The following is a 20,294-nucleotide window of genomic DNA, read 5'->3' on the forward strand; positions in this document are numbered from 1 at the left end:
CGGTGTTTATTCCAGCGTCAATTGTCAACTGTGAAAATTCGCCCGTTCCAACGTTGATAAATATCCTGTGGGTAAGCAGAAGCCAGTAATAGAGTGTAGGATGGCAAAAAGCCAGTATCTAACTGGCTTTTTGTCTTACTTGATATTGCGATTACGCCATATCACAGTCTTTAAGCGTGCAGTTTTACGTACTTTTTAACTTTTTTCATGGCCATCTTTTGTTTAAGCGGCGACAAATAATCGATAAACAAATTTCCATGCAGGTGATCTATTTCATGCTGCATAACGATGGCCAAGAATTCATCGCTTTCGATTTCAATCGGATTGCCCTTTCTATCTTGTGCGGTTACTTTTACCGATGTAAAACGTTCAACCTCTGCGAAATAGTCAGGAACAGACAAACACCCTTCTTGGCCTTTTGCTTTATTCTTGCCTTCACTAACAACCGGGTTGACCAAAATAAGCGGGTCGTTGCGCTCATCTGAAATGTCGATAACCACAACCGCTTCTTCTCTGCCGACTTGTGTGGCGGCCAAACCAATGCCATTGCTAGTTGCATACATGGTCTCGAGCAAATCATCGATTAGAGTCTGAATGCGCTCAATGTCATCCACTTTTTTAGCTTTAATTTTCAGTCGAGGGTCAGGTGCAGTTAAAATCTCTAAAACAGCCATAATATATACTTGCTCTTGTATCCTTTGGGCTATGCAATGTTACATAGTTTGATTAATGTGATAAATGCGACGGGCCTCTGTAATTCAAAGGCGTTCAAGCCTGTGATTATCATCAGTGGATCATGCTGATAGCACGATTATACTATGCGGTGACCATAAAATTGCAACACATTTATCGACTCATTAATCATTGAACTTTACTGGCGTAAGAAAACAGCGACGGTGCACCGCCAGTATGCCAAAACAGTACTCTTTGTGACTTATCAAAGCCCCCCTTTTGCACTTTATCAATTAGTGCTGCCATTGCTCGGCCGGTGTAAACGGGGTCAAGTAAAATGCCCTCGGTTCGCGCTAACAAGTTTATGGCGTATTGTTCAGCTGCGCCAACGACACCATAGCCCTCCCCCAAAAATCCATCTTCTAGCAATACATCACTTTGCTTATAGACGATATCCATGCCCAGTAACACACTGGTTTCGTTTGCAAGTTTAGTCACCTGTGTTTTAAATGCGCTATCGTGGTCCTCATCTTTATCTATTTGTACGCCAACTAAGTTATACTGTGCATCTAACACCGTTTTAGCCAACATTAATCCCGCATGTGTCCCGCCAGAGCTAGATGCAAAAAATACATCGCTAATCTCAATATTTTTCAATTGTGTTTCGAGCTCTATACCCGCGCTAACAAACCCACACGCACCCAGTGCATTCGATCCACCATACGGAATGACATACGGCTTTTTCCCCTGATTCTTCAATGCAGCAACGACCTGCGGAATATCTTCGCCTTTGCGGTTTTGATTTGTCCAATGGATATGTGCACCCAACAATTGATCGAGCAATAGATTGCCGTTGATATCGTTTGGTAATGTACCCCCCAATAGCAGATGGCATTCAAGCCCTAGCTGCGCCGCTGCCGCCGCTGTTTGACGACAATGGTTTGATTGTTGTGCTCCTGCCGTAACAACTGTGTCACATCCTTTTTGTAGGGCATCCCCAATAATAAATGCCAATTTTCTTGTTTTGTTTCCACCCAATGCGAGTCCCGTCAAATCGTCTCGCTTCATGAGTATTTCTGGCCCACCAAGATGACGAGATAGATTCTTCAAAGTAACGATGGGAGTTGGGAAAAAGCCCAGCTCTGCTTTTGGCAACTTATTTAGTATATTGTGTTTTTCCATCTCTATTTTCCTTGTCTATTTTTGCCTTATATTACCCACATCACGCTTATTTTAAAATCCGTATGCCTGAGTTGAAAATGCTCGTATGACCAAATTAATAAAACACACCATATCGTGCCAAATGCGTAATTTATGTTAAAGACCTAGACATCAATTTCGTCCTTATCATAACGAACCTAAAGGAGTGATCTCATGAAGCATTTTGCTTTTTTATTGCTATGTGCAGTTAGTTGTTTATCTCAAGCCTCTTATTTAAATTACACGTATACGCACTTACCCACTGAACATACGATTGTATCTTCCTCTTTAAACAACGAACTAAGAAAGGTATGGGTTGTTTTACCAGAAGGCTACGATGCGCCTGAAAATAGTGAAAGGGAGTATCCTGTAGTCTATACCACCGATGGTGAAAATTTGCAGTACCTTACTGGTCATAGCATGTGGTTTTTAAACCGTATGCAGATGCTACCCGACACTATTTTAGTCGCCATTAATACGCGTACTCACAGAGCGAGAGATCTTACCCCCACAGAGCCAAAGGATTCGCCTACCCCCGCGTTAACTGGCCAAAGCCACCAGCTAAAAGCATTCATCAAAGGTGAGGTCATCCCATTCATTGACGAAACGTATCGTACCGATGACTTTAGGGTATTGTCAGGTCATTCTCTTGGTGGGCTGTTCAGTATCACCAGTTTACTTTCTGAACATATGCAACCGCTATTTAAGGGGTTTGTTGCCATTGACCCTTCTCTTTGGTGGGATGACGCCGTTGTCACTGACTGGCTTGAAGACGCACAAGACAAGTTTGATGATAAAGCATTTGCGGTCTACATTGTCGCAGCCCATGAAGAGAATGTACCGCCCGAGCAACAAGCGCTTTACTTGAAACACATCAATGCCATCGATAACGTCGCGCTCACATTGATTGATACAGATGCCACTGCAATCCGTTATGATGTAACGACGGATGAACATCATGGTTCAGTGTTACATGTCGGAATCTTTAGAGGGATCCGCGAAGTATTCAAGTGCTACCCTTCGGTCTGTTCAAAACAGGAAGACTAAGGCTGATTGAGCGCCAACAAGCTACGCTCAGTCGTGGCTTGTATCGATATGGTTACTGTTCAACCAATTCCTTGACGATGTTGCTCGCCGTCATCCGTGATCTCGTCCCAAGGTGCTTTTGAGTCTACCCACAAATGATGTGCAACCCGCACGCCTTCTAAATCAGCATTATCTATCAGGCCAACGGGCACATACATGCGCTCTGGGTCATTCTCTCCTGGTAAGCTTGATCCACACTCAACACAAAAGCTACACGCCCAATCATGCGCTGATTTATGCCAAGTTTTAATCTTCTCCTCGCCTATTAACCATCTAAACTCACTTTTGTCGGTTATCATCACTGCGACCCCATTTGTGCCGCTGGCGCGTCGGCAAATAGAACAATGGCACATGTAAACAACCTGTTTTTCCTTAGATATTTTGAACTCAAAGTTGACAGCGTCACAATTGCAACGGCCTTTGATAGTAAACATTGATTAGTCTCTTGTGATTGCTAGGAATATTCGTTCATTATAACTATGTACATAAAAAGAAGACAATTTAGCGAACTGGCCGTTACTTTTCTAAACTTACTCACAAACACCTATTAAGAGAGCACGGGTTATGGACTTTAGCACTGGTTTGTTGGTCCTACTTTTTGTGATTTTCGCACTTTTTACCGGCGCGTTTGTTCGTCACATCTTAAAAGGCAGTCAAATCCCCTACACTGTTGCACTTTTACTTTTGGGTATTGTCATTGGCTTACTACAACGTGCTGATGTATTTCAATCAGAAGCACAAGCATTTGGTGATAGCCTCGCATTGATCGCCGACATCGATTCCCATTTATTTCTTTATTTGTTTCTCCCTACTTTGATCTTTGAAAGCGCTTTTGCCATGGAAGTACACTTATTCCGCCGAATGTTTACTCAAATCGCCTTGCTTGCGGTGCCAGGGCTAATGCTGGCAATTTGGCTCACCGCAGAACTTGTCTTCGCCATTACCCCAGATGCGTGGCAGTGGAGTTGGGCCGTATGCTTAATGTTTGGCGCGCTGATCAGCGCAACCGATCCGGTCGCCGTTGTGGCACTATTAAAAGAAGTCAGTTCACGAAAACGGCTTGAAACACTCATTGAAGGTGAGTCATTGCTCAATGACGGCACTGCCATTGTGTTTTTCTCGTTATTTTTTGCCTGGGTGACAGCGACGTTTTCAGGTGCAACGGTAGATGGACTCACGTCACCATGGCATGTAACGTTAGAGTTTATAAAAGTGGTCTTAGTTGGTTTGATCATTGGGTTTGTCGTGGGCTGGCTTTGTATATTATGGATAGAGCGCGTCTTTAATGATCCGATGATTGAAATTTCGCTGACGATTGCCGCAGCATATTCCGTGTTTTTTATCGCCGAAAACTTTCATGTCTCAGGCGTTGTTGCTGTGGTGACCCTCGCCGTTATATTCGCCAGCATAGGACGAACCCGTATCAGTCCAGAGGTTGCTGGGTTCTTGCATCATTTTTGGGAAATGATGGCACACATGGCGAATACTTTGATCTTCTTGCTGGTGGGTATTTTGGTCGCAATAAGAGTGCCGCTTAACGACATTCAAGCCTGGCACATGCTGTTCGTACTCTACGGCGGTATATTGATCATCAGGGCCACGTCAATTGCTGTATTTATGCCAGCTTTAAAAAGACTCGGAATTGGAATTAATTTTGCCAAAGCTGCCGTACTTTGTTGGGGAGGGCTACGAGGTGCGGTCTCATTAGCGCTGGCATTGGCGGTGGTCGCCAGCGATATTATCCCCAAAGAAATTGGGGACCGTATATTGTTCTTGTGTGCCGGCATCGTGGTACTGACTATTTTGGTTAATGGCGCCACAATGGGCCTATTACTGAAATTACTTGGCTTAAACTCGCTTCCTCCAGCGAAACAAGCGACCGTTGATAAAGCACAAACAAAAATTAGCGCTGAACTGCATGAAATGCTACCTGTCATGATGACCAACGACTTTTTGAAAGGCGCTGATTGGGATGTTGTAAAGCAAAAAGCGCAGTTAAAGCTGTATGACGAAATCCAAGATAGTCGTTCAGTGACGGCACACGAGTTAGATGTTGCTTACAAGAGACGGCTTTTAGAAACCGAACGAAAACACTATTGGACGCAATTTGAACAAGGTATGTTAAGTAAGCAAGCAACTGCTAAATTGGTGGAGGCAGTTGAAGTCGCACTGGATGGTGAGCCATGTATAGGCCCAAGGACATTTATACACAGTACTTGGCAAATTCCCCCTTGGCTGTCATCACTCAGAAATTATCGATGGCTCAATCGATTACTGTTGACATTTTATTTTGATAAATTGGCATTGGGATATGATATTGCCCGGGGATTTATCCACGCGCAAGAAGCACTTGAGAGTCATATACACGCCTTAGCACCTAATACAACCTCAGCAGACGCCGTCATGGAATCGGTCGTTGCAAATAAACAAACTACCCTTGAAAAGATAGATGCCCTACGTGCCAGCTTTCCAGAAATCATTCAATCGTTGCAATCTCAAGCGGCCACAAGGTTATTACTTAACAGAGAGCGTGCGGTCATCAAAGCACAACTTAAACAAGCCGTATTAGACAAACCTGAAGCACAACGACTGCTTATGTCTGTAGAAAACAGAATGCAAGCACTGCAAAAACAAACCCTGTTTAAAACAACTCAGGAACAAAGATTAGTCAACGATATCCCATGGGCAAGAAGTCTATGCCAACGCACACGAGAACAACTCTCTGCGCTAATTGAGCATAACGTCTATGAAGCGGGGCAAACGATATGTCGTACTGATCAGCCTCTAAACAAGATCGGAATTGTTAGTAGAGGAAGCGTCAAAGAACATTGGTCAGTTCAAAACGACAGGAAACATCGCCATATTTGTACAAACAAAGGACCGGGTGAATCTATCGCCCTTTTAGCCCTATTTACTGCCATGAGTAAAACGCACTGCGTAAGCGAAACTCCGTGTGATGTTATGTGGATACCTTGTGACAAACTAAAACAATTAATGCAACAAGACAACCAACTCACACTGGTCATGTGCAAGCTCATGCAGGACTACTCGGTATAGTTTGATATGATGTAATACGAAACCTACCCCTTGGTGCGCCTTAACAACAGTTAAGGCGCATATCACAGGCTACAAATACCTTAGTTTTGGTAGTAAAAGCGCCCTTACACCTTTTCCCAGCAGGGTGAATTGCATGATAAACAGCTGGTTTATATAACTTAATTACGAGAAATGGGCGTACTTTATCGATTATTACTTGTTATGTCAGAGTCAGTCGAATACTGTGATCACACAATAATAAAAGAACACAAGGAAAGTATTAATGAAACTTCGTTCTACGTATGGGCTCTTCTGCGCTATTACATTTGTTGCCATGAGCCACTGTCACGCGAGTACACAAAAACTCTTACCCAATGATGGAAAAGCTGACGATCAGTTTGCCTTTAGCGTCGCAATCGATGGTACAACCGCTTTGATCGGTGCCCACAAAACCGACGCACAGCAGATTAAAGACTCTGGCGCTGCTTACATATTCTCACTCAAGCCAAATGGCTGGCAGCAACAAGCCAAACTGGTTGCCAACCCTGCATACGCAAATGATACTGTTGGTGGTAATGTCGCCTTGAGAAATCAGTTTGCCATGCTTGGTGTTATTAAACGTGATGATAAAGGCAAAGACGCAGGCGCCGTAGTTGCCTTTAAACATCATGGCGAATCTTGGTCCCAAACTCAGATTATAACAGCGCATGACGCTAAGGCTGGCGATGCTTTTGGCCAGAGCATCGCATTAACGGAACGATTTCTCGTGATAGGCGCCCCGCATAGCGATTCACCACATAGAGATTCCGGCTCAGCGTATGTATTTGAGCGCAACAAAGACACATGGCAGTTTAAAACCAAACTCTCGGCAAATGATGGCGCCGAAGGGGATTTATTTGGGATCAGCGTGGCAATCGATAACAACACTATATTGGTCGGCGCCGATCTTCATGACGAAATTGCGGAGCAAGCCGGCGCCGTTTATGCGTATGTATTTGATGGGAAACAATGGCACCAACAAGCTAAGTTAGTCGCCAAAGATGGGGCAGATACCGACATTTTTGGTGTTAGGGTGGCGTTGGTTGGTGATACGGCTCTAATCTCAGCGAGAAGAGACGATATCGAAGGCGTTGGTATTGACGCGGGCTCTGCCTATGTTTTCGAACGCTCTAATGGCAAGTGGAGTCAAGCTCAAAAGCTGCTAGCCCCCGATGGTCAAGCTGACGATAGATTTGCTCGTGGTGTGGCATTGACTGAAGATACCGCTTTGATTTCTGCGATGCACCATGATGCCAATGGTCAAAACGCAGGGGCGCTTTATGTGTTTAAAAAACACCTTGGCCAATGGCATTACACATCCAAAATCGTTGCCCCAGATGGATCGCCAGAAGATAGATTTGGTTGGAATATCGCCGTAAGCGACCAAACTGCAATTGTAGCCACACCCCATAGAGACGACAATGGAAGCGGCTCTGGAGCGGCTTATATCCTGGATTTATCTGTGCCAAATGCGCAGCGTGTAGCGCAGGGTAACAGTGCAACGTCAACGCCATTAAATAGACAATATTAGTTTGTTTTTTAGCCAAAATCGCAATTCGAAACGCTCAATTTCGCACTTTGGAACATATCGATTATTATGCAGCTGTCTACACGTTGACCTTATAATTGAGGCCTTGGGCTTCGTCCCCGGTGGTCCCTCTAAAACCCCAACAATGGGCGGGTTGTTCTTTAATTGTTATCTCAAGATCGATGGGGGTAATCCCTAACTCAACGTCGATGTTTTCAAAAAGCGCTTTGATCAGCGCTTTTTTAGTATCCACTTTGCGCCCTTCCATCATATTAATTTCAATAACCGTATAAGCTTCTGTTCTCCCGCTGGGATAATAGAAGTCAGCCGCACTCATCGGCACAAATCGATGTGCACGTTTATCCTCTGGCAGTCCTATCACTTGCGTCACCGTTGCTTGAATTACATCAGATAAACGCGCTTTGATTGGGTTCAAATGCTCTGCTATGCCATAAATAATAACCATCATTTCCCTACACTTTTCACACCAACTATGCACAATCCACAAGGTAATTACCCACCCCTAACAAATGCAATTAACGCCTTTGCTGCTACTCAACGAATTAGGATGGCATAACCACTATGCTGAACGGTGTCATAAGCGGTACTTTAACTCACGTTTGCTTTTGATTGTTTTTGATTAGATAGCCCAATTACCAGTAGTGGGATCCCAGCACCCACACAGCCTAAAGCGGGGCCCCAAAAGGCAAATGATTGAAGAGAAAGTGCAATAATTGAAAATACAACGCCATTCGCAATTAATACTGCTCCTATCACACTCATTGACTTCCATTGTTTTATTGAGTCCATTTCAAATCCTTTTAAATTTATCATCATGGCGTTGGACAGAAGGCCTCTTTAACCGTAACCCAACCACCCTAACTGAATTGTATCAAAAACAAACGACACTAGGTTCCATTGTGGATCAGGTCTTAATAAATAAATTCCTAAAGTACACGCTCAACACGACAAACCAATCATGGCATTTGAACATACGTCACAACACGTACCTTAAGGCGAGCCTGCCGCCATGATGGTTGCCGCTAAGAAAACGGCTGGCACCGTAACGACGGTATCAATTGTGATAGTCACTGGGGTCGCAATGATTTTTCCAGCAGTTTGTGTAAATGTCTGAGGCTGAGCCACCATTATAGGGTATTCTTTGTCCAATTTTTCAAGCGGAAGCGTACCTTCGATGAGATAGCGTTTTCCTGACACCTTACGTGTCAATGTCAATTGCTGTTGTTCATCGTCTTTTACAAAACCCAAAGATTCAAGACGGGAAACAAGGCTTAGTGGTAAAGTTTGATCTCTTAAGGTCAAAGTCACCCTGCCTTGCACCCTATTTTGACTATCGAGTTTAAACTCATCAAAACTCGGAATGAACTCCACTTGGCGAGATAACTTAAGCGCCTCTCCAAATTGTGGATCAATCCCCATTAGGTACGCGGTTTCGGTTGTTGTCACAAACAACTCCTGAGTATCACTTTTGACATAAAACCCATTGAGGTTTTCTTTTTGATACTTAGCTTCCCATAAACTGGCAGTACATCCGCTAATAAACAGGACTAAAACCATTAAATATTTAGACATTGATTCTCCTTAACCTCATGAGATATTGATATTTTACAATAGCAAGCGGTTATCTTATTGTCACCGCTTGTGTCACCACCCCATTCATAATTGGGTAAGCTTTTCGATTAATTGCCCAGCAGTGTGTTGGCTATACACTTCTATACCATGTGCACTAAGCAGTTCTGCCGTCACACCTGAACCCAAGATTTTATTACCAGAAAACGTCCCGTCATAGATCTGCTGGCTGCCACATGATGGGCTCCCTTCAGCTAAGATTGCATATTTAATACCTTGATTTTGACAAATTCTTAGTGCTTGCGCTGCGCCATTGATAAACGCTTTAGTGACATCCACACCATCATCGCCAACCACTTGCGCCGCACCATCAATTACAGCACGACCATCGCCACCAAGGATCTCAGCAGGTGCTCTCGGAATCGGTAACCCTGCCGAAACCTCAGGACAAAACACGGTGAGCGCGACGTTAAAGTCTAACCATTGTTTATCTGATTTATCCAATGACAAGCTCGTGCCATTGTATCTAACTTCATTGCCTACTAAACACGCACTTACAAAGACTTTTTGCATCTACCACAACTCCGATATGCATAATACTGATCTACACGACAAAAATATTTAGGTTTATGGCCGACTTATATGCGACCAGACCTGGCTATAAAATCAAAAACGTTTATTGTCGGCGGGCAATGCCCATATTTGATGAGTCAGATTAAATTTTTCAAACATTGCCCTCGCTTGTGAGATAGACCATTTCTCCCACGCTGGATTTAAATGATTTCCATACCACACTTTTGCAAACTCCCAAACATGCTCAATGGGTTGCACATCCCCTTTATTTAAGTCATGCCGATGACACCAGTCATCAATTTGCGCCTGTGACTCAAACAGCAACATGGTGCTACAGGTATAGATTACATTATCCCACGCGGCCTGCATTGGAATAGGGAAATGCACGTAGAGATTATTCTGCTGTAATTGCCCATTTTTAATTTCAATTACTATTTGTTTTGCTTCCGCACCTATGTTCGTTGTAATAGTAAGGTCTCTGTCGAGTAAGAAAGCGGCACCTAACGAACACCAAGCACAGTTGCCCCACCAAGATTTACCTGAAGATTGAATATAAAAATTGGTCGGCGCGGTTGAGAATGGATGCATCACCCACACTTCATTTGAATGCGGATGTAGCACAACCCCGTGTATCTCTTGCAGCGTCTTAAGCGCTGCAATGACATCACTTGGTGATTGCTCAAAAGCCTTCGCTATTTGAGACACTTTAGGTGCACGGCCTGTTTCAACAAGATTATTCATAATATAAAAATGTAGTGTTGAATTATTTAGCAAAATACCCACTCCTTTCATCATGCTGCAAACGTGCATTTTTAACTTTATCGCACACTCAAACTATATCAATGCATCAGTTAAAATATATGCAAAACCAGCTTTAAACTACATATTTATTTCAAACATATCGAATATAATAGATATAAGAATTATTTATTGCATACGTATTCAATAGAATGTTCTGAAAAGAACTATATATTGTAAATCTCATGTAAATGAGAGGCACAATAATGAATAAAATAAAATTACCAATCGCCGCAAGTTTTGCTGTACTTGCCTCCACAAGCGCCTTTTCTGCACCGAGCAGTGTTGGCGAACCCACTACCTTTGTTCACCTTTTTGAATGGTCATGGCCAGATGTAGCCAAAGAATGTGAAACATTTTTAGGTCCTCAAGGCTATGCCGCAGTTCAAGTCTCCCCCCCAAATGAACACATAACCGGCAGCCAATGGTGGACTCGATATCAACCTGTCAGCTATCAACTTATCAGTCGCGGTGGCGATAGAAATGCATTTGTTGACATGGTTTCAAGATGTAAAGCCGCGGGGGTTGATATTTACGTGGATGCCGTGATCAACCACATGGCCCATGGCAGCGGTAGTGGCGTCGCAGGCAACACGTTTGGCAATAAGCAATACCCAATTTACAGTCCGAATGATTTTCATCAAACCTGTGCAATTAATCCGCAAGACTATGGCAACAACGCCTGGCGCGTTCAAAATTGCGAACTAGTTGGATTACATGACTTGGATACCGACGCGCCATATGTTCAAACTCAACTAGCCAACTTTTTAAATGATCTCCTTTCGATTGGCGTTGCTGGGTTTAGGCTTGATGCGAGTAAACATATGCCCCCATCCGATATTGGTGATGTGCTCGCAAAATTAGACAAAGAGTCAGTCGTATTCCAAGAAGTGATCGACCAAGGCAGTGAAGCCATCAAAGCATCTGAGTACTTCCAAAACGGACTAGTCACGGAGTTTAAATACAGCCTTAAACTGAGCGAAACGTTTAAAACCGGCAAGCTTGCTTGGCTCAAGACTTTCGGTGAGCAATGGGGTTTCATGCCCAGTTATAAAGCAGTTGTATTTACAGATAACCATGATAACCAAAGGGGTCATGGCGGTGCGGGCTCCATTGTGACTTTCCACGACGGTAAACTGTATGACTTAGCAAATGTCTTTATGTTGGCATATCCATATGGATACCCAAAGGTGATGTCTAGTTATGAGTTCAATGGTGACACCGATGCGGGTGGGCCAAATGTGCCCGTGCATCAGGGTAGCGCCATAAATTGTAATGCTCAACAATGGCAGTGTGAACACAGAAAGCCTTTTATTGCAGGTGCGATGCGATTTAGAAACCACACTACTGGGCACTGGACAGTGTCGAACTGGTGGGACAATGGTAATAATCAAATCGCGTTTTCTAGGGGCGATCAAGGATTTGTGGCTATTAACCGTGAATCTTCAAACATGTCAGCCAAATTGCAAACGGGGTTAAAGCCCGGTACCTACTGTGATGAATTGAGCGGTGGAAAAAGCGCAAACCAATGCGTAGGAAAAACCGTAGTCGTTGACCAAGACGGTTACACGCAGGTTAATTTGAGTGCCATGGACGCCATTGCTATTCATCACAATGGAATCACCGATCAACAGCCACCCGTCGGAGACTGGCAACGTACAGTCGTATTTATCAAAGCAGAAACGCAAAACGGACAAGATATGTTTGTGCGCGGAGGACTGGATCATAGTGCTGCGTCTCAGCGCGGAGTAAATTGCCAAGCTAACCCGGGGTTATGCCAAGTACCAATCAAACACCTAAACTTACGAAATGGGACAACTGCGCCATGGAAAGTGGGTGATTTATTTTTAGATTGGCAAGCGTCAGAGAACGGACAATCAGCACATGCACAAGGCACGGCGCTTGATTGGACCACCAATCAATGGCCATTGCAGTGGGGTGATAAAAAAACCTATACACAGCATGGATTTGGAGAATCAAGCCTCAATCAATGGGGACCGCATTACTGGAAACTAGAAGTTGAAATGGATTGCAGTAAAACATTTGATGGCTGGTTTGAGCTCAAAGCCTATGTGAAAAATGGCCAAGGCTGGGAAGATAACATTTCACAACAAAATCGCCCTTACAACAGTCATAACCATTTTGCGAAGTGTGGCATGCTCAACATGTTTGAATTTGGTAAGGACCTGCATTTTGTTAAAGCGCTGTGAGCCCTTCTATTTAATTAGACTGAAAACCGATTAATCTCCCTTAGGTTATCAGAGCCAAGCAACCATTGCATTGCAATGGTTGCTTTTTTAATTGCACTAAATACTGAGGGCAATCAAACTGAAAGCTCTTTTCGTACTATCTCAGCCCCAGCGCTCAGTGCCGTCAGTTTGCCCCTCGCAACTGAGCGGGATAATGGTGCCAAACCACAGTTTGTGCTGGGATACAGCTTATCTGCATCGACGTATTTCAGTGCTTTACGTAGCGTGTCAGCTACTTCTTCATGTGTTTCAATGGTATTTGTTGCAACATCAATTGCACCAACCATGACTTTTTTACCTCTGATCAACGCCAACAGTTCAATAGGCACACGCGAGTTATGACACTCTAATGAAATAATGTCGATATTTGATTGTTGAAGCTTTGGAAACACTTCTTCATACAGCCTCCATTCAGAGCCTAAGGTCTTTTTCCAGTCAGTATTGGCTTTAATGCCATAGCCATAACAAATATGGACCGCAGTTTCACATTTAAGTCCTTCGATTGCTCGCTCTAAACACGTAATGCCCCACGCATTCACCTCTTCGAAAAACACATTAAATGCAGGTTCATCAAATTGAATTATATAGACGCCAACAGCCTCTAATTCTTTTGCCTTTTGGTTCAGGATTTTGGCAAACTCCCAAGCCAGCTTTTCACGGCTCTGATAATGCGCATCGTACAAGGTGTCGATCATCGTCATCGGCCCAGGCAATGCCCATTTGATTGGCTTGTCTGTTTGCGCGCGAAGGAACTTTGCATCTTCAACAAAAACCGGCTTTTGACGACTCACCGGTCCAACCACCGTTGGTACACTTGCATCATAGCGATTACGAATGCGCACCGTCTCGCGCTTTTCAAAATCAACACCATCTAAGTGCTCAATAAACGTTGTCACAAAATGCTGACGGGTTTGCTCCCCATCGCTGACAATGTCCACCCCTGAAAATGCTTGCTCCTGTAAGGAGACTCTTAGCGCGTCATGCTTACCAGCAACAAGTGCTGATCCTTCAAGTTTCCATGGGGACCAAAGCACTTCAGGCTCTGCAAGCCAAGATGGCTTGGGTAAACTACCTGCTGTTGATGTTGGTAATAAAGTTTTCGAAATGATTGCCGCTATAGATTATTTTTTCTATGTTTTTGCATAAAGTTATGAGTCAGTAATCCCGCCTTGTGTCATTAACGATCGTGCGAGACCGGCGCTTTACGCCGCACTCACGAGTCGCTTGCTAGCCTTTGATCGTCCTCATAACTCAAACAACGAGAGATTACGCATAGCTTGCCGACCACTGCTCAAGAATCGTTTGGTAAGGTTTTATGAAGTTTTCTTCTGCAAATTTACCCTGCTCTTTTGCTAATTGGCCCCGTTCTTCTCGGTCATAGACAATCTGGGTGAGTGAATGATCTAAATTCTTCAAGTTTGGTTTGTAACATGCGCCTGCAACTGCGTTTGCATTATAGATTTCAGGGCGATAAATTCGTTGGAATGTCCCCATAGTGCTAATTGTACTGATTAGTTCTAGGTTACTGTAATCATTTAGTAAATCACCAAAAAAATAGAATGCGAAAGGCGCTACGCTATTTGGCGGCATAAAATAGCGCACCTGTAAGCCCATCTTTTTAAAGTACAGCTCAGTTAAAGATGACTCGTTAGGTAGGTATTCAAAACCAAGTACAGGATGTTGATTTTCTGTTTTATGGTATGTTTTGTTATCTGACACACTCAAGCAAATAACAGGCGGCTTTTTAAAGTTATTTTTATAAGTCTCTGAATTAACGAAGTACTTGAATAACTTACCGTGAAGTTCTCCAAAGTTTTCTGGAATACTGAACTGCGACCGGTCTTTGTTATGATCAAGCAGCAAGACGCTAAAGTCATAGTCACGTACATATGATGAAAAATTATTTCCAACAATACCTTCTATACGTTCGCCCGTTTTGTTATCAATAATGTAAGTTTTCAAAACTTCTATGGATGGGAAGGTGTCACCGCTGCCCTCAACATCCAAATCTACAGAAACGATCTCCAATTCAACAGAGTAACGGTCGCCTTCTGGGTTATCCCAATGTGCTAACGCATTAAAACTGTTGTCTATCATCTGTAAAGCATTACGTAAATTTGCCTGACGACTCTCGCCTCTAGCTAGGTTAGCAAAGTTAGTTGTAATACGGGTACTGTTTGACGGGTGGTAGTTTTCGTCAAGGCGAAGGTTTTTAATAGTAAACGTAAAATCTTTATTCATGATGATTGGTATCCAAATTTTTTGGCAACAGCCTTAAATAATTTCTCCCCCCTAGACTCGGCTTAATATCCTTATCTAATGATCTCAAAACGTCGAACATGTTTAGTATGATCTTTAGTTTTGACATCTAGACGTCTAGAGCTTTTCGTTGAGTTAGTTATACGTGGATACTTCGCTGTTTAAAAATGTTATAAATTCAAATTGTTCTTGAAGAAAACTAATAATCAAAGCCCATGCGGGTTGGAGAGGACATCCAGCCACCTTCGTGTAGTCTTGCTGCTACTATTAAAAAATCGAATGCAATGAGTGAATTACTCTTATTGATTTTATACCGCGACTTGTTAGGCTGTGGCGTTGGATTTTTGGCTGGACTATTGTGAATTGGCGGCGAATCTGCCTGTGGGACCTTGATCGTCCTATTCGGCTCAACTGGCTGTATCAGCTCAGGTATCAGTCAATTTGAATTAAAAGATGGGTTTAAAGAGTCTATGTATTTACCAACGCTGCTTGGGGTTGTATGAGCTTCATGGTTTACCGCCGCTTTGGGTGCTAAAGCCACGCATTGTTTTCCTGTTTCAACAGTAAAATAATCTTTGCTTTGCTACTGGTGATCATGGCCATCAATTTGTTTTTTATGCATAAGCACTAGAAAGGGCCATGTGATAGTAACACTGGCCCTTAGAACACTTTAACTATACGTTTAGCCTTGCCAGCCTTTGCCTATACCTGCCCAGTCACCAATGCAAAAGTGCCGATGATCATCAACATCCAAAAGGCTAACCCGATAAAAATCCATATAAAGTTCAACAATGTAAACCGGTCATTGTTGCTACCCGTTGGATCCCCACAAGCAAAATTGGCCACGGTTTGAGCTTTGTGTAAACAAAAGCTCGAAATAAGCAGGGTAATATACATAGAGTATATGGTGTACGGAATGCCAATTTCGTTGTCAGCAAGTCGCCCACCTACGTTGCCCAGAATTGAAAATACAACAAAGACAGTGGCGTAATGAATAATGCCATTTGGTGGTGTGCTTTGTGTTTTCTCGTATTGCACTTCCATAGATGAAAACAACGAGTGCGCAAAAAATATCGAAAATAGGCCTCGCACAATCGGCCATATATCGTCCCCTGTACTCTTTTTGTATTCACGCCAGTGCTTATAAAACCAGTAAACGGAGTAAAAGCCGAATGTCATAATATTGAGTGTCCAAAACTTTCTTGCTGACACAATATAAAACGCCATTTCTGCTGGTTCATCCGTCACTGATTTAGGTAAAGATGTTTCAGTCATTGTATCCTCACTGAGAATCTAAATAAGCCATTATAATGGGGTGCCCACCATGCCATGTAAATGCATTTTTTGCAAAAGTAATGATATCTAGTGAATCAACTTGATTTACAATCCCAATTACATAATATAAGTCGCACGTCGCATTAACACTTAAGTTCGGATAAAAATGACTGCGCTCATTATTATTCACATGCAATGATTAAAGCGTCAGGCACGGCCGCACGCAGTGCAATGTTACCCAATCCAATTTTGGCCTCTCCGATAAGCGATATACTAAAAGGGGATGCCGTCTGCGATAATTTTGCATCCAAGCTTGCAAAGCACGCCAATGGAACTGCAACTTGCTGCCACTGCGTAGTTAAAGTCTGCAATTGTTCGTCCGCTATTTTAATCTGAGAGTCACATGGTTTTTGCCCCATGCAATTCATCCCGATAGCAGCACCAATGAGTGATCCCGAGTTCAGCGATACATCAAATGTTAGGTAAGCATTCGATCCGACGAAGGCACTCAGGTCTTCAGGAAAACCGTGTTTGCTGATCAACTTAACCCCTGCATGCACATGATTGTTAAGAGATAACTGCATACTGTCTTCTTGTACAAAGCGATCAATCGTTCGAAATTCGACGCCATTGAGCATTTCGCTATTGGATTCTACCCGTTTTTTTTCGTCGCCCACGGTAAGATATAAAGCCCACGGTTTTTTTGGTTGTACATCGTATAGAATCTCGACTTCATTAACACTTGAGCCAATATCGAATGACTCGCTCAAGGTCTCGCTTAAGGTGTCTACTTTTGCGTAGTTCAAACCATACCCGTATGGAAATAATGGTGTCGTTCCATCAAAGCGATTAGCATGCTGCGTTGGTGTGTTTGGCCAAGAAAATGACAGAACGCCCGAGAAATCATGTTGAATACGGTTCTGTTTGTCCCTTAGCAACACATCGGCAACTCCCCCACCTTCTGAACCAGGTAACCAAAGTGCCACAAATGCATCACTGGCATTGAGTTCTGCATTGACCCACATCGGACGGCCACTGATGAACAACGACACAACGGGTATACCTTGCGCTTTCAATGATTTAATTCTCTGTAAATCCTGTTTGGTACCGTATTGATACGCCAAATGCGGTCTATCTCCTTGTCCTTCCGCATAGGGCTCTTCTCCAAACACGACGATCGCAACATCTGGCTTATTGTGCTGTTCAAACTTACCATCAATACTGAGCGTGATTGTGCCCCCCGCTTTATCTACTTGTTGCTTCACTCCCTCATAGATAGAGGTGCCACCAGGAAAATCTGAATTCGCATTGTTGGTCCCCTGCCACGTAATGGTCCATCCTCCTGATTGTTTGCCGATGTTATGTGCCCCATCGCCTGTCATTAAAATATTTTGTTTTGGCGACAGTGGTAAAATACCCGCTTTATTTTTGAGTAGGACCATTGATTTGCGCACAGCTTCTCTCGCAAGGGCTCTATGTTGTTGATTTCCCAATAGCTTACTGTCACCTGCGTAAAGTCGCTGTGCTGGACTTGGTTTGTCGAACAAACCTGCTCGTACCTTTACCCTAAGGATCCGAGTAACAGCATCATCTATCCTGCTTAACGGTATGGTGCCATCTTTGACTTGGCCAATGGTATTATAAAATAAAGGCTTCCAACTTTTTGTGGGTGCCATAAACATGTCCAAGCCTGCATTGATCGCTTGTGGACAGCTATCATTAGTACATTCTGGAATTTGACCGTGACCATTCCAATCCCCAACCACGAAACCATCAAACCCCATACGCTGTTTTAACACTGTCGTCAGTAAATATTTGTTGCCATGGATCTTCTCTCCATGCCAACTATTAAAGGATGCCATAACGGACTGTGCGCCTGCCTTTAACCCACCCACATAGCCCTGAGCATGTATGTTAAAGAGGGTCTGCTCGTTAACGATGTTATTGCCTTGGTCATCACCTTTGAGTGTGCCACCATCTCCCACAAAATGCTTAACGGTACTGATCACATGCTGCTCTTTAAATACGCCATTGGATAATCCATCCCCTTGCAATCCCTTTACAATGGCATAAGCATAATTTTTGACGATCTCTGGGTCCTCAGAGTACCCTTCATACGTTCTTCCCCACCTATCATCTCGCACCGTGGCTACTGTCGGCGCAAAAATCCATTCAATACCAGTGGCGAGCACTTCTTTGGCAGTGGCCTGAGCAATTTTCTCTATTAATTTAGGATCATTTGCAGCACCTAGCCCAATGTTGTGCGGGAACAACGTCGCACCAATCACATTGTTATGACCATGGACCGCATCCGTTCCCCACATTGTTGGGATTGTCGAGCCATCCACAGACGCATCAATTGATGCTTGATACATCGACTCTGCCAACGCAACCCAATCAGAGACAGACGCGTATTTATCATTGTTTGGAAACGCCCCGCCACCATTTAAATAAGAGCCGAATCCATATTTGCGCATATCTTCTATCGTGATATCACGTATTTCTGGCTGTATCATTTGTGCGACTTTTTGTTCAAGAGTCATTTTTGCAAGGAGCTTGGCCACACGCAACTCAACATCTTTTGATACCGCAACTTCCGAGGCAATATGTGGCCAAATAGAAGGCTCTGTTGCAGCCTTTGTCTCAAGTCGTTCTGATTGGCCACATGCATTGAGCAAGCCCGTCATACAAACACAGAATAACGTTGTTTGTTTTAAGTTGTTCACTGCATTCTCTCCTTACTTGATTTTTTATGACATCCCCAAAGGCCAAAATACGTAATGAAGATATAGCACGCAGCAGGTAAGAAGAATGAACCTTGTAACCCGATGTTGTCAGCGAGCACACCTTGCAATATGGGAATGATCGCGCCGCCGACAATCGCCAAACACAGTAAACCAGAGCCACGACTCGCGTCTTTACCTAAACCCGAAATCGCCAGACTGAAAATCGTAGGAAACATAATTGAATTGAATAAGCCAACCGCGAGCATTGCCCACATGGCAATCGCGCCGGTTTGACTCACTGCAAATATGACCAGACTCATTGACATAACAGCATTGAAAGCCAGTACTTTTCCACCAGCCACTTTTTGCATCACCGCAGCACCGATAAAGCGCCCTACCATCGCGCCGCCCCAGTAGTAAGCAATGAGCTTAGCTGCTTGTGATTCGTTTAACCCAGCAATACTTGGCTGATGTAAAAAACTCACCAAGAAACTGCCAATAGACACCTCAGCGCCCACATATAAAAATATCCCTATGGCGCCTAGAACCAAATGAGGGTGGTCTGTCAGAGGTCTCGAACTCGCGGACAAGTCCTCTTTCGATTCAACAAGTTTTGGTAATTTAAGCACAGCAAAAACAATTGCCAGCACAGCCAATGTTGCCGCGAGTATTAAGTACGGTACTTTAACCGCATCGGCACCGCTCGACGTGATATCTTGCCCAGAAGAGAACAAAAGGTACGCACCAAAGAAAGGCGCAATAGTAGTACCAAGGGCATTAAACGCCTGCGTAAGCGTTAGTCTTGAAGGTGCCGTTTCTGGCTTCCCAAGTGCGCTTACATACGGATTAGCTGATACTTGCAACACAGTAATGCCAGACGCCAGCACAAACAGCGCGAGTAAAAATATTTCGTAAACCCCAATAATTGCCGCAGGCACAAACAGAACACACCCCAAAGCAGCAATTGCTAAACCCAGCACAATCCCTTTTTGAAAGCCAATTTTACCAACCAGATTTCCAGCTGGAATAGACACAATAAAATACGCACCAAAAAAGCAAAACTGAACCAGCATCGCTTGTGTGTAACTTAACTGAAACGCGCTTTTAAGGTAGGGAATTAAAATGTCGTTCAGACAGGTTATAAACCCCCACATGAAAAATAAACTTGTCAGCGCTGAGAGTGCAAAACCACTCTTTTTTGGATAATCAGAAGACTGGTCCACTTGCGCCGCTTTTGAAGCAAACTCGGTTGCCATAATAGAT

At 43.6% G+C, this 20,294-nt stretch carries 17 protein-coding genes and 1 pseudogene; 5 read left to right on the forward strand and 13 right to left on the reverse strand.

The genetic code is table 11. The annotated features are described in order from the left end of the window. Window positions 1–170 precede the first annotated feature (170 nt). On the reverse strand, window positions 171–674 hold the full coding sequence (gene def / locus L1286_RS18525) for a peptide deformylase (protein ID WP_235408516.1): 504 nt from the start codon (window positions 672–674) through the stop codon (window positions 171–173). A 187-nt stretch (window positions 675–861) separates the two neighbouring features. Then, window positions 862–1,854, reverse strand: a complete 993-nt coding sequence (locus L1286_RS18530) for a D-cysteine desulfhydrase family protein (RefSeq protein WP_235408517.1) — start codon at window positions 1,852–1,854, stop codon at window positions 862–864. A gap of 192 nt (window positions 1,855–2,046) precedes the next feature. Between L1286_RS18530 and L1286_RS18535 the strand changes: the two genes are divergently transcribed. Beyond that, the gene (locus L1286_RS18535) at window positions 2,047–2,919 is read left to right on the forward strand and encodes an alpha/beta hydrolase (RefSeq protein WP_235408518.1); all 873 of its coding nucleotides are present in this window, start codon (window positions 2,047–2,049) and stop codon (window positions 2,917–2,919) included. Window positions 2,920–2,978: 59 nt separating this feature from the next. Here the strand turns inward: L1286_RS18535 and L1286_RS18540 are convergent, their stop codons facing one another. Then, entirely contained in the window at window positions 2,979–3,392 is a 414-nt protein-coding gene (locus L1286_RS18540) for a GFA family protein (protein ID WP_328284241.1), read from the reverse strand. A 130-nt stretch (window positions 3,393–3,522) separates the two neighbouring features. Here L1286_RS18540 and L1286_RS18545 point away from each other — a divergent pair, with 130 nt between their 5' ends. From L1286_RS18545 to L1286_RS24320, 3 genes and pseudogenes are all read left to right on the forward strand, one after another. Then, window positions 3,523–6,015 carry a cation:proton antiporter gene (locus L1286_RS18545; protein ID WP_235408520.1) on the forward strand — a complete coding sequence of 831 codons (2,493 nt, stop codon included), beginning with the start codon at window positions 3,523–3,525 and terminating at the stop codon, window positions 6,013–6,015. A gap of 262 nt (window positions 6,016–6,277) precedes the next feature. Further along, a complete protein-coding gene (locus tag L1286_RS18550) occupies window positions 6,278–7,564 on the forward strand; it encodes an FG-GAP repeat protein (RefSeq protein ID WP_235408521.1) in 1,287 nt (428 codons plus the stop codon). 1 nt (window position 7,565) lies between these two features. Next, window positions 7,566–7,712: pseudogene (locus tag L1286_RS24320) on the forward strand (hypothetical protein); the annotation flags it as partial. Here the strand turns inward: L1286_RS24320 and L1286_RS18555 are convergent. The 5 genes from L1286_RS18555 to L1286_RS18575 form a co-directional block, all read right to left on the reverse strand. Beyond that, the gene (locus tag L1286_RS18555; protein WP_235408522.1) at window positions 7,641–8,030 is read right to left on the reverse strand and encodes a tautomerase family protein; all 390 of its coding nucleotides are present in this window, start codon (window positions 8,028–8,030) and stop codon (window positions 7,641–7,643) included. The pseudogene L1286_RS24320 and the gene L1286_RS18555 overlap by 72 nt on opposite strands. A gap of 140 nt (window positions 8,031–8,170) precedes the next feature. Then, the gene (locus L1286_RS18560; RefSeq protein WP_235408523.1) at window positions 8,171–8,371 is read right to left on the reverse strand and encodes a hypothetical protein; all 201 of its coding nucleotides are present in this window, start codon (window positions 8,369–8,371) and stop codon (window positions 8,171–8,173) included. A 201-nt stretch (window positions 8,372–8,572) separates the two neighbouring features. Next, window positions 8,573–9,154: a hypothetical protein gene (locus tag L1286_RS18565; protein WP_235408524.1), complete on the reverse strand. Its 582-nt coding sequence runs from the start codon at window positions 9,152–9,154 to the stop codon at window positions 8,573–8,575. An 84-nt stretch (window positions 9,155–9,238) separates the two neighbouring features. Further along, window positions 9,239–9,724 carry a DUF523 domain-containing protein gene (locus tag L1286_RS18570; protein ID WP_235408525.1) on the reverse strand — a complete coding sequence of 162 codons (486 nt, stop codon included), beginning with the start codon at window positions 9,722–9,724 and terminating at the stop codon, window positions 9,239–9,241. Between the two features lie 93 nt (window positions 9,725–9,817). After that, on the reverse strand, window positions 9,818–10,498 hold the full coding sequence (locus L1286_RS18575; protein WP_268832586.1) for an alkylmercury lyase family protein: 681 nt from the start codon (window positions 10,496–10,498) through the stop codon (window positions 9,818–9,820). Between the two features lie 230 nt (window positions 10,499–10,728). On the opposite strand from L1286_RS18575, the gene L1286_RS18580 reads away from it, so the two are divergent. After that, on the forward strand, window positions 10,729–12,732 hold the full coding sequence (locus tag L1286_RS18580; protein WP_235408526.1) for an alpha-amylase: 2,004 nt from the start codon (window positions 10,729–10,731) through the stop codon (window positions 12,730–12,732). A 113-nt stretch (window positions 12,733–12,845) separates the two neighbouring features. Here L1286_RS18580 and L1286_RS18585 read toward each other — a convergent pair whose 3' ends face one another. The 5 genes from L1286_RS18585 to L1286_RS18605 all read right to left on the reverse strand — a co-directional run bounded on the left by L1286_RS18585 (window position 12,846) and on the right by L1286_RS18605 (window position 20,287). Further along, on the reverse strand, window positions 12,846–13,880 hold the full coding sequence (locus tag L1286_RS18585) for a methionine synthase (protein WP_442961759.1): 1,035 nt from the start codon (window positions 13,878–13,880) through the stop codon (window positions 12,846–12,848). Between the two features lie 157 nt (window positions 13,881–14,037). Continuing rightward, window positions 14,038–15,012: a DUF1852 domain-containing protein gene (locus tag L1286_RS18590; protein ID WP_235408527.1), complete on the reverse strand. Its 975-nt coding sequence runs from the start codon at window positions 15,010–15,012 to the stop codon at window positions 14,038–14,040. Window positions 15,013–15,732: 720 nt separating this feature from the next. Beyond that, complete coding sequence (locus tag L1286_RS18595) at window positions 15,733–16,305, reverse strand: hypothetical protein (protein WP_235408528.1); 573 nt, start codon at window positions 16,303–16,305, stop codon at window positions 15,733–15,735. Window positions 16,306–16,487: 182 nt separating this feature from the next. Next, window positions 16,488–18,992 (reverse strand): glycoside hydrolase family 3 protein, encoded by a 2,505-nt coding sequence (locus L1286_RS18600; protein ID WP_235408602.1) that lies wholly within the window; start codon window positions 18,990–18,992, stop codon window positions 16,488–16,490. Window positions 18,993–19,027: 35 nt separating this feature from the next. Next, window positions 19,028–20,287, reverse strand: a complete 1,260-nt coding sequence (locus tag L1286_RS18605; RefSeq protein WP_235408529.1) for a sugar MFS transporter — start codon at window positions 20,285–20,287, stop codon at window positions 19,028–19,030. Window positions 20,288–20,294: the final 7 nt, after the last annotated feature.

Source organism: Pseudoalteromonas sp. SMS1, from assembly GCF_021530565.1.
In the GTDB taxonomy this organism is placed as follows: domain Bacteria; phylum Pseudomonadota; class Gammaproteobacteria; order Enterobacterales; family Alteromonadaceae; genus Pseudoalteromonas.

Excerpts from the sequence above, each read along its gene's own strand:
- L1286_RS18590 (WP_235408527.1), bottom strand. The coding sequence starts at position 15,012 with ATGAATAAAGATTTTACGTTTACTATTAAAAACCTTCGCCTTGACGAA.
- L1286_RS18565 (WP_235408524.1), bottom strand. The coding sequence starts at position 9,154 with ATGTCTAAATATTTAATGGTTTTAGTCCTGTTTATTAGCGGATGTACT.
- L1286_RS18570 (WP_235408525.1), bottom strand. The coding sequence starts at position 9,724 with ATGCAAAAAGTCTTTGTAAGTGCGTGTTTAGTAGGCAATGAAGTTAGA.
- L1286_RS18600 (WP_235408602.1), bottom strand. The coding sequence starts at position 18,992 with ATGACGGGCTTGCTCAATGCATGTGGCCAATCAGAACGACTTGAGACA.
- L1286_RS18595 (WP_235408528.1), bottom strand. The coding sequence starts at position 16,305 with ATGACTGAAACATCTTTACCTAAATCAGTGACGGATGAACCAGCAGAA.
- L1286_RS18550 (WP_235408521.1), top strand. The coding sequence starts at position 6,278 with ATGAAACTTCGTTCTACGTATGGGCTCTTCTGCGCTATTACATTTGTT.
- L1286_RS18545 (WP_235408520.1), top strand. The coding sequence starts at position 3,523 with ATGGACTTTAGCACTGGTTTGTTGGTCCTACTTTTTGTGATTTTCGCA.
- L1286_RS18605 (WP_235408529.1), bottom strand. The coding sequence starts at position 20,287 with ATGGCAACCGAGTTTGCTTCAAAAGCGGCGCAAGTGGACCAGTCTTCT.
- L1286_RS18580 (WP_235408526.1), top strand. The coding sequence starts at position 10,729 with ATGAATAAAATAAAATTACCAATCGCCGCAAGTTTTGCTGTACTTGCC.
- def (WP_235408516.1), bottom strand. The coding sequence starts at position 674 with ATGGCTGTTTTAGAGATTTTAACTGCACCTGACCCTCGACTGAAAATT.
- L1286_RS18555 (WP_235408522.1), bottom strand. The coding sequence starts at position 8,030 with ATGATGGTTATTATTTATGGCATAGCAGAGCATTTGAACCCAATCAAA.
- L1286_RS18535 (WP_235408518.1), top strand. The coding sequence starts at position 2,047 with ATGAAGCATTTTGCTTTTTTATTGCTATGTGCAGTTAGTTGTTTATCT.
- L1286_RS18560 (WP_235408523.1), bottom strand. The coding sequence starts at position 8,371 with ATGGACTCAATAAAACAATGGAAGTCAATGAGTGTGATAGGAGCAGTA.
- L1286_RS18530 (WP_235408517.1), bottom strand. The coding sequence starts at position 1,854 with ATGGAAAAACACAATATACTAAATAAGTTGCCAAAAGCAGAGCTGGGC.
- L1286_RS18540 (WP_328284241.1), bottom strand. The coding sequence starts at position 3,392 with ATGTTTACTATCAAAGGCCGTTGCAATTGTGACGCTGTCAACTTTGAG.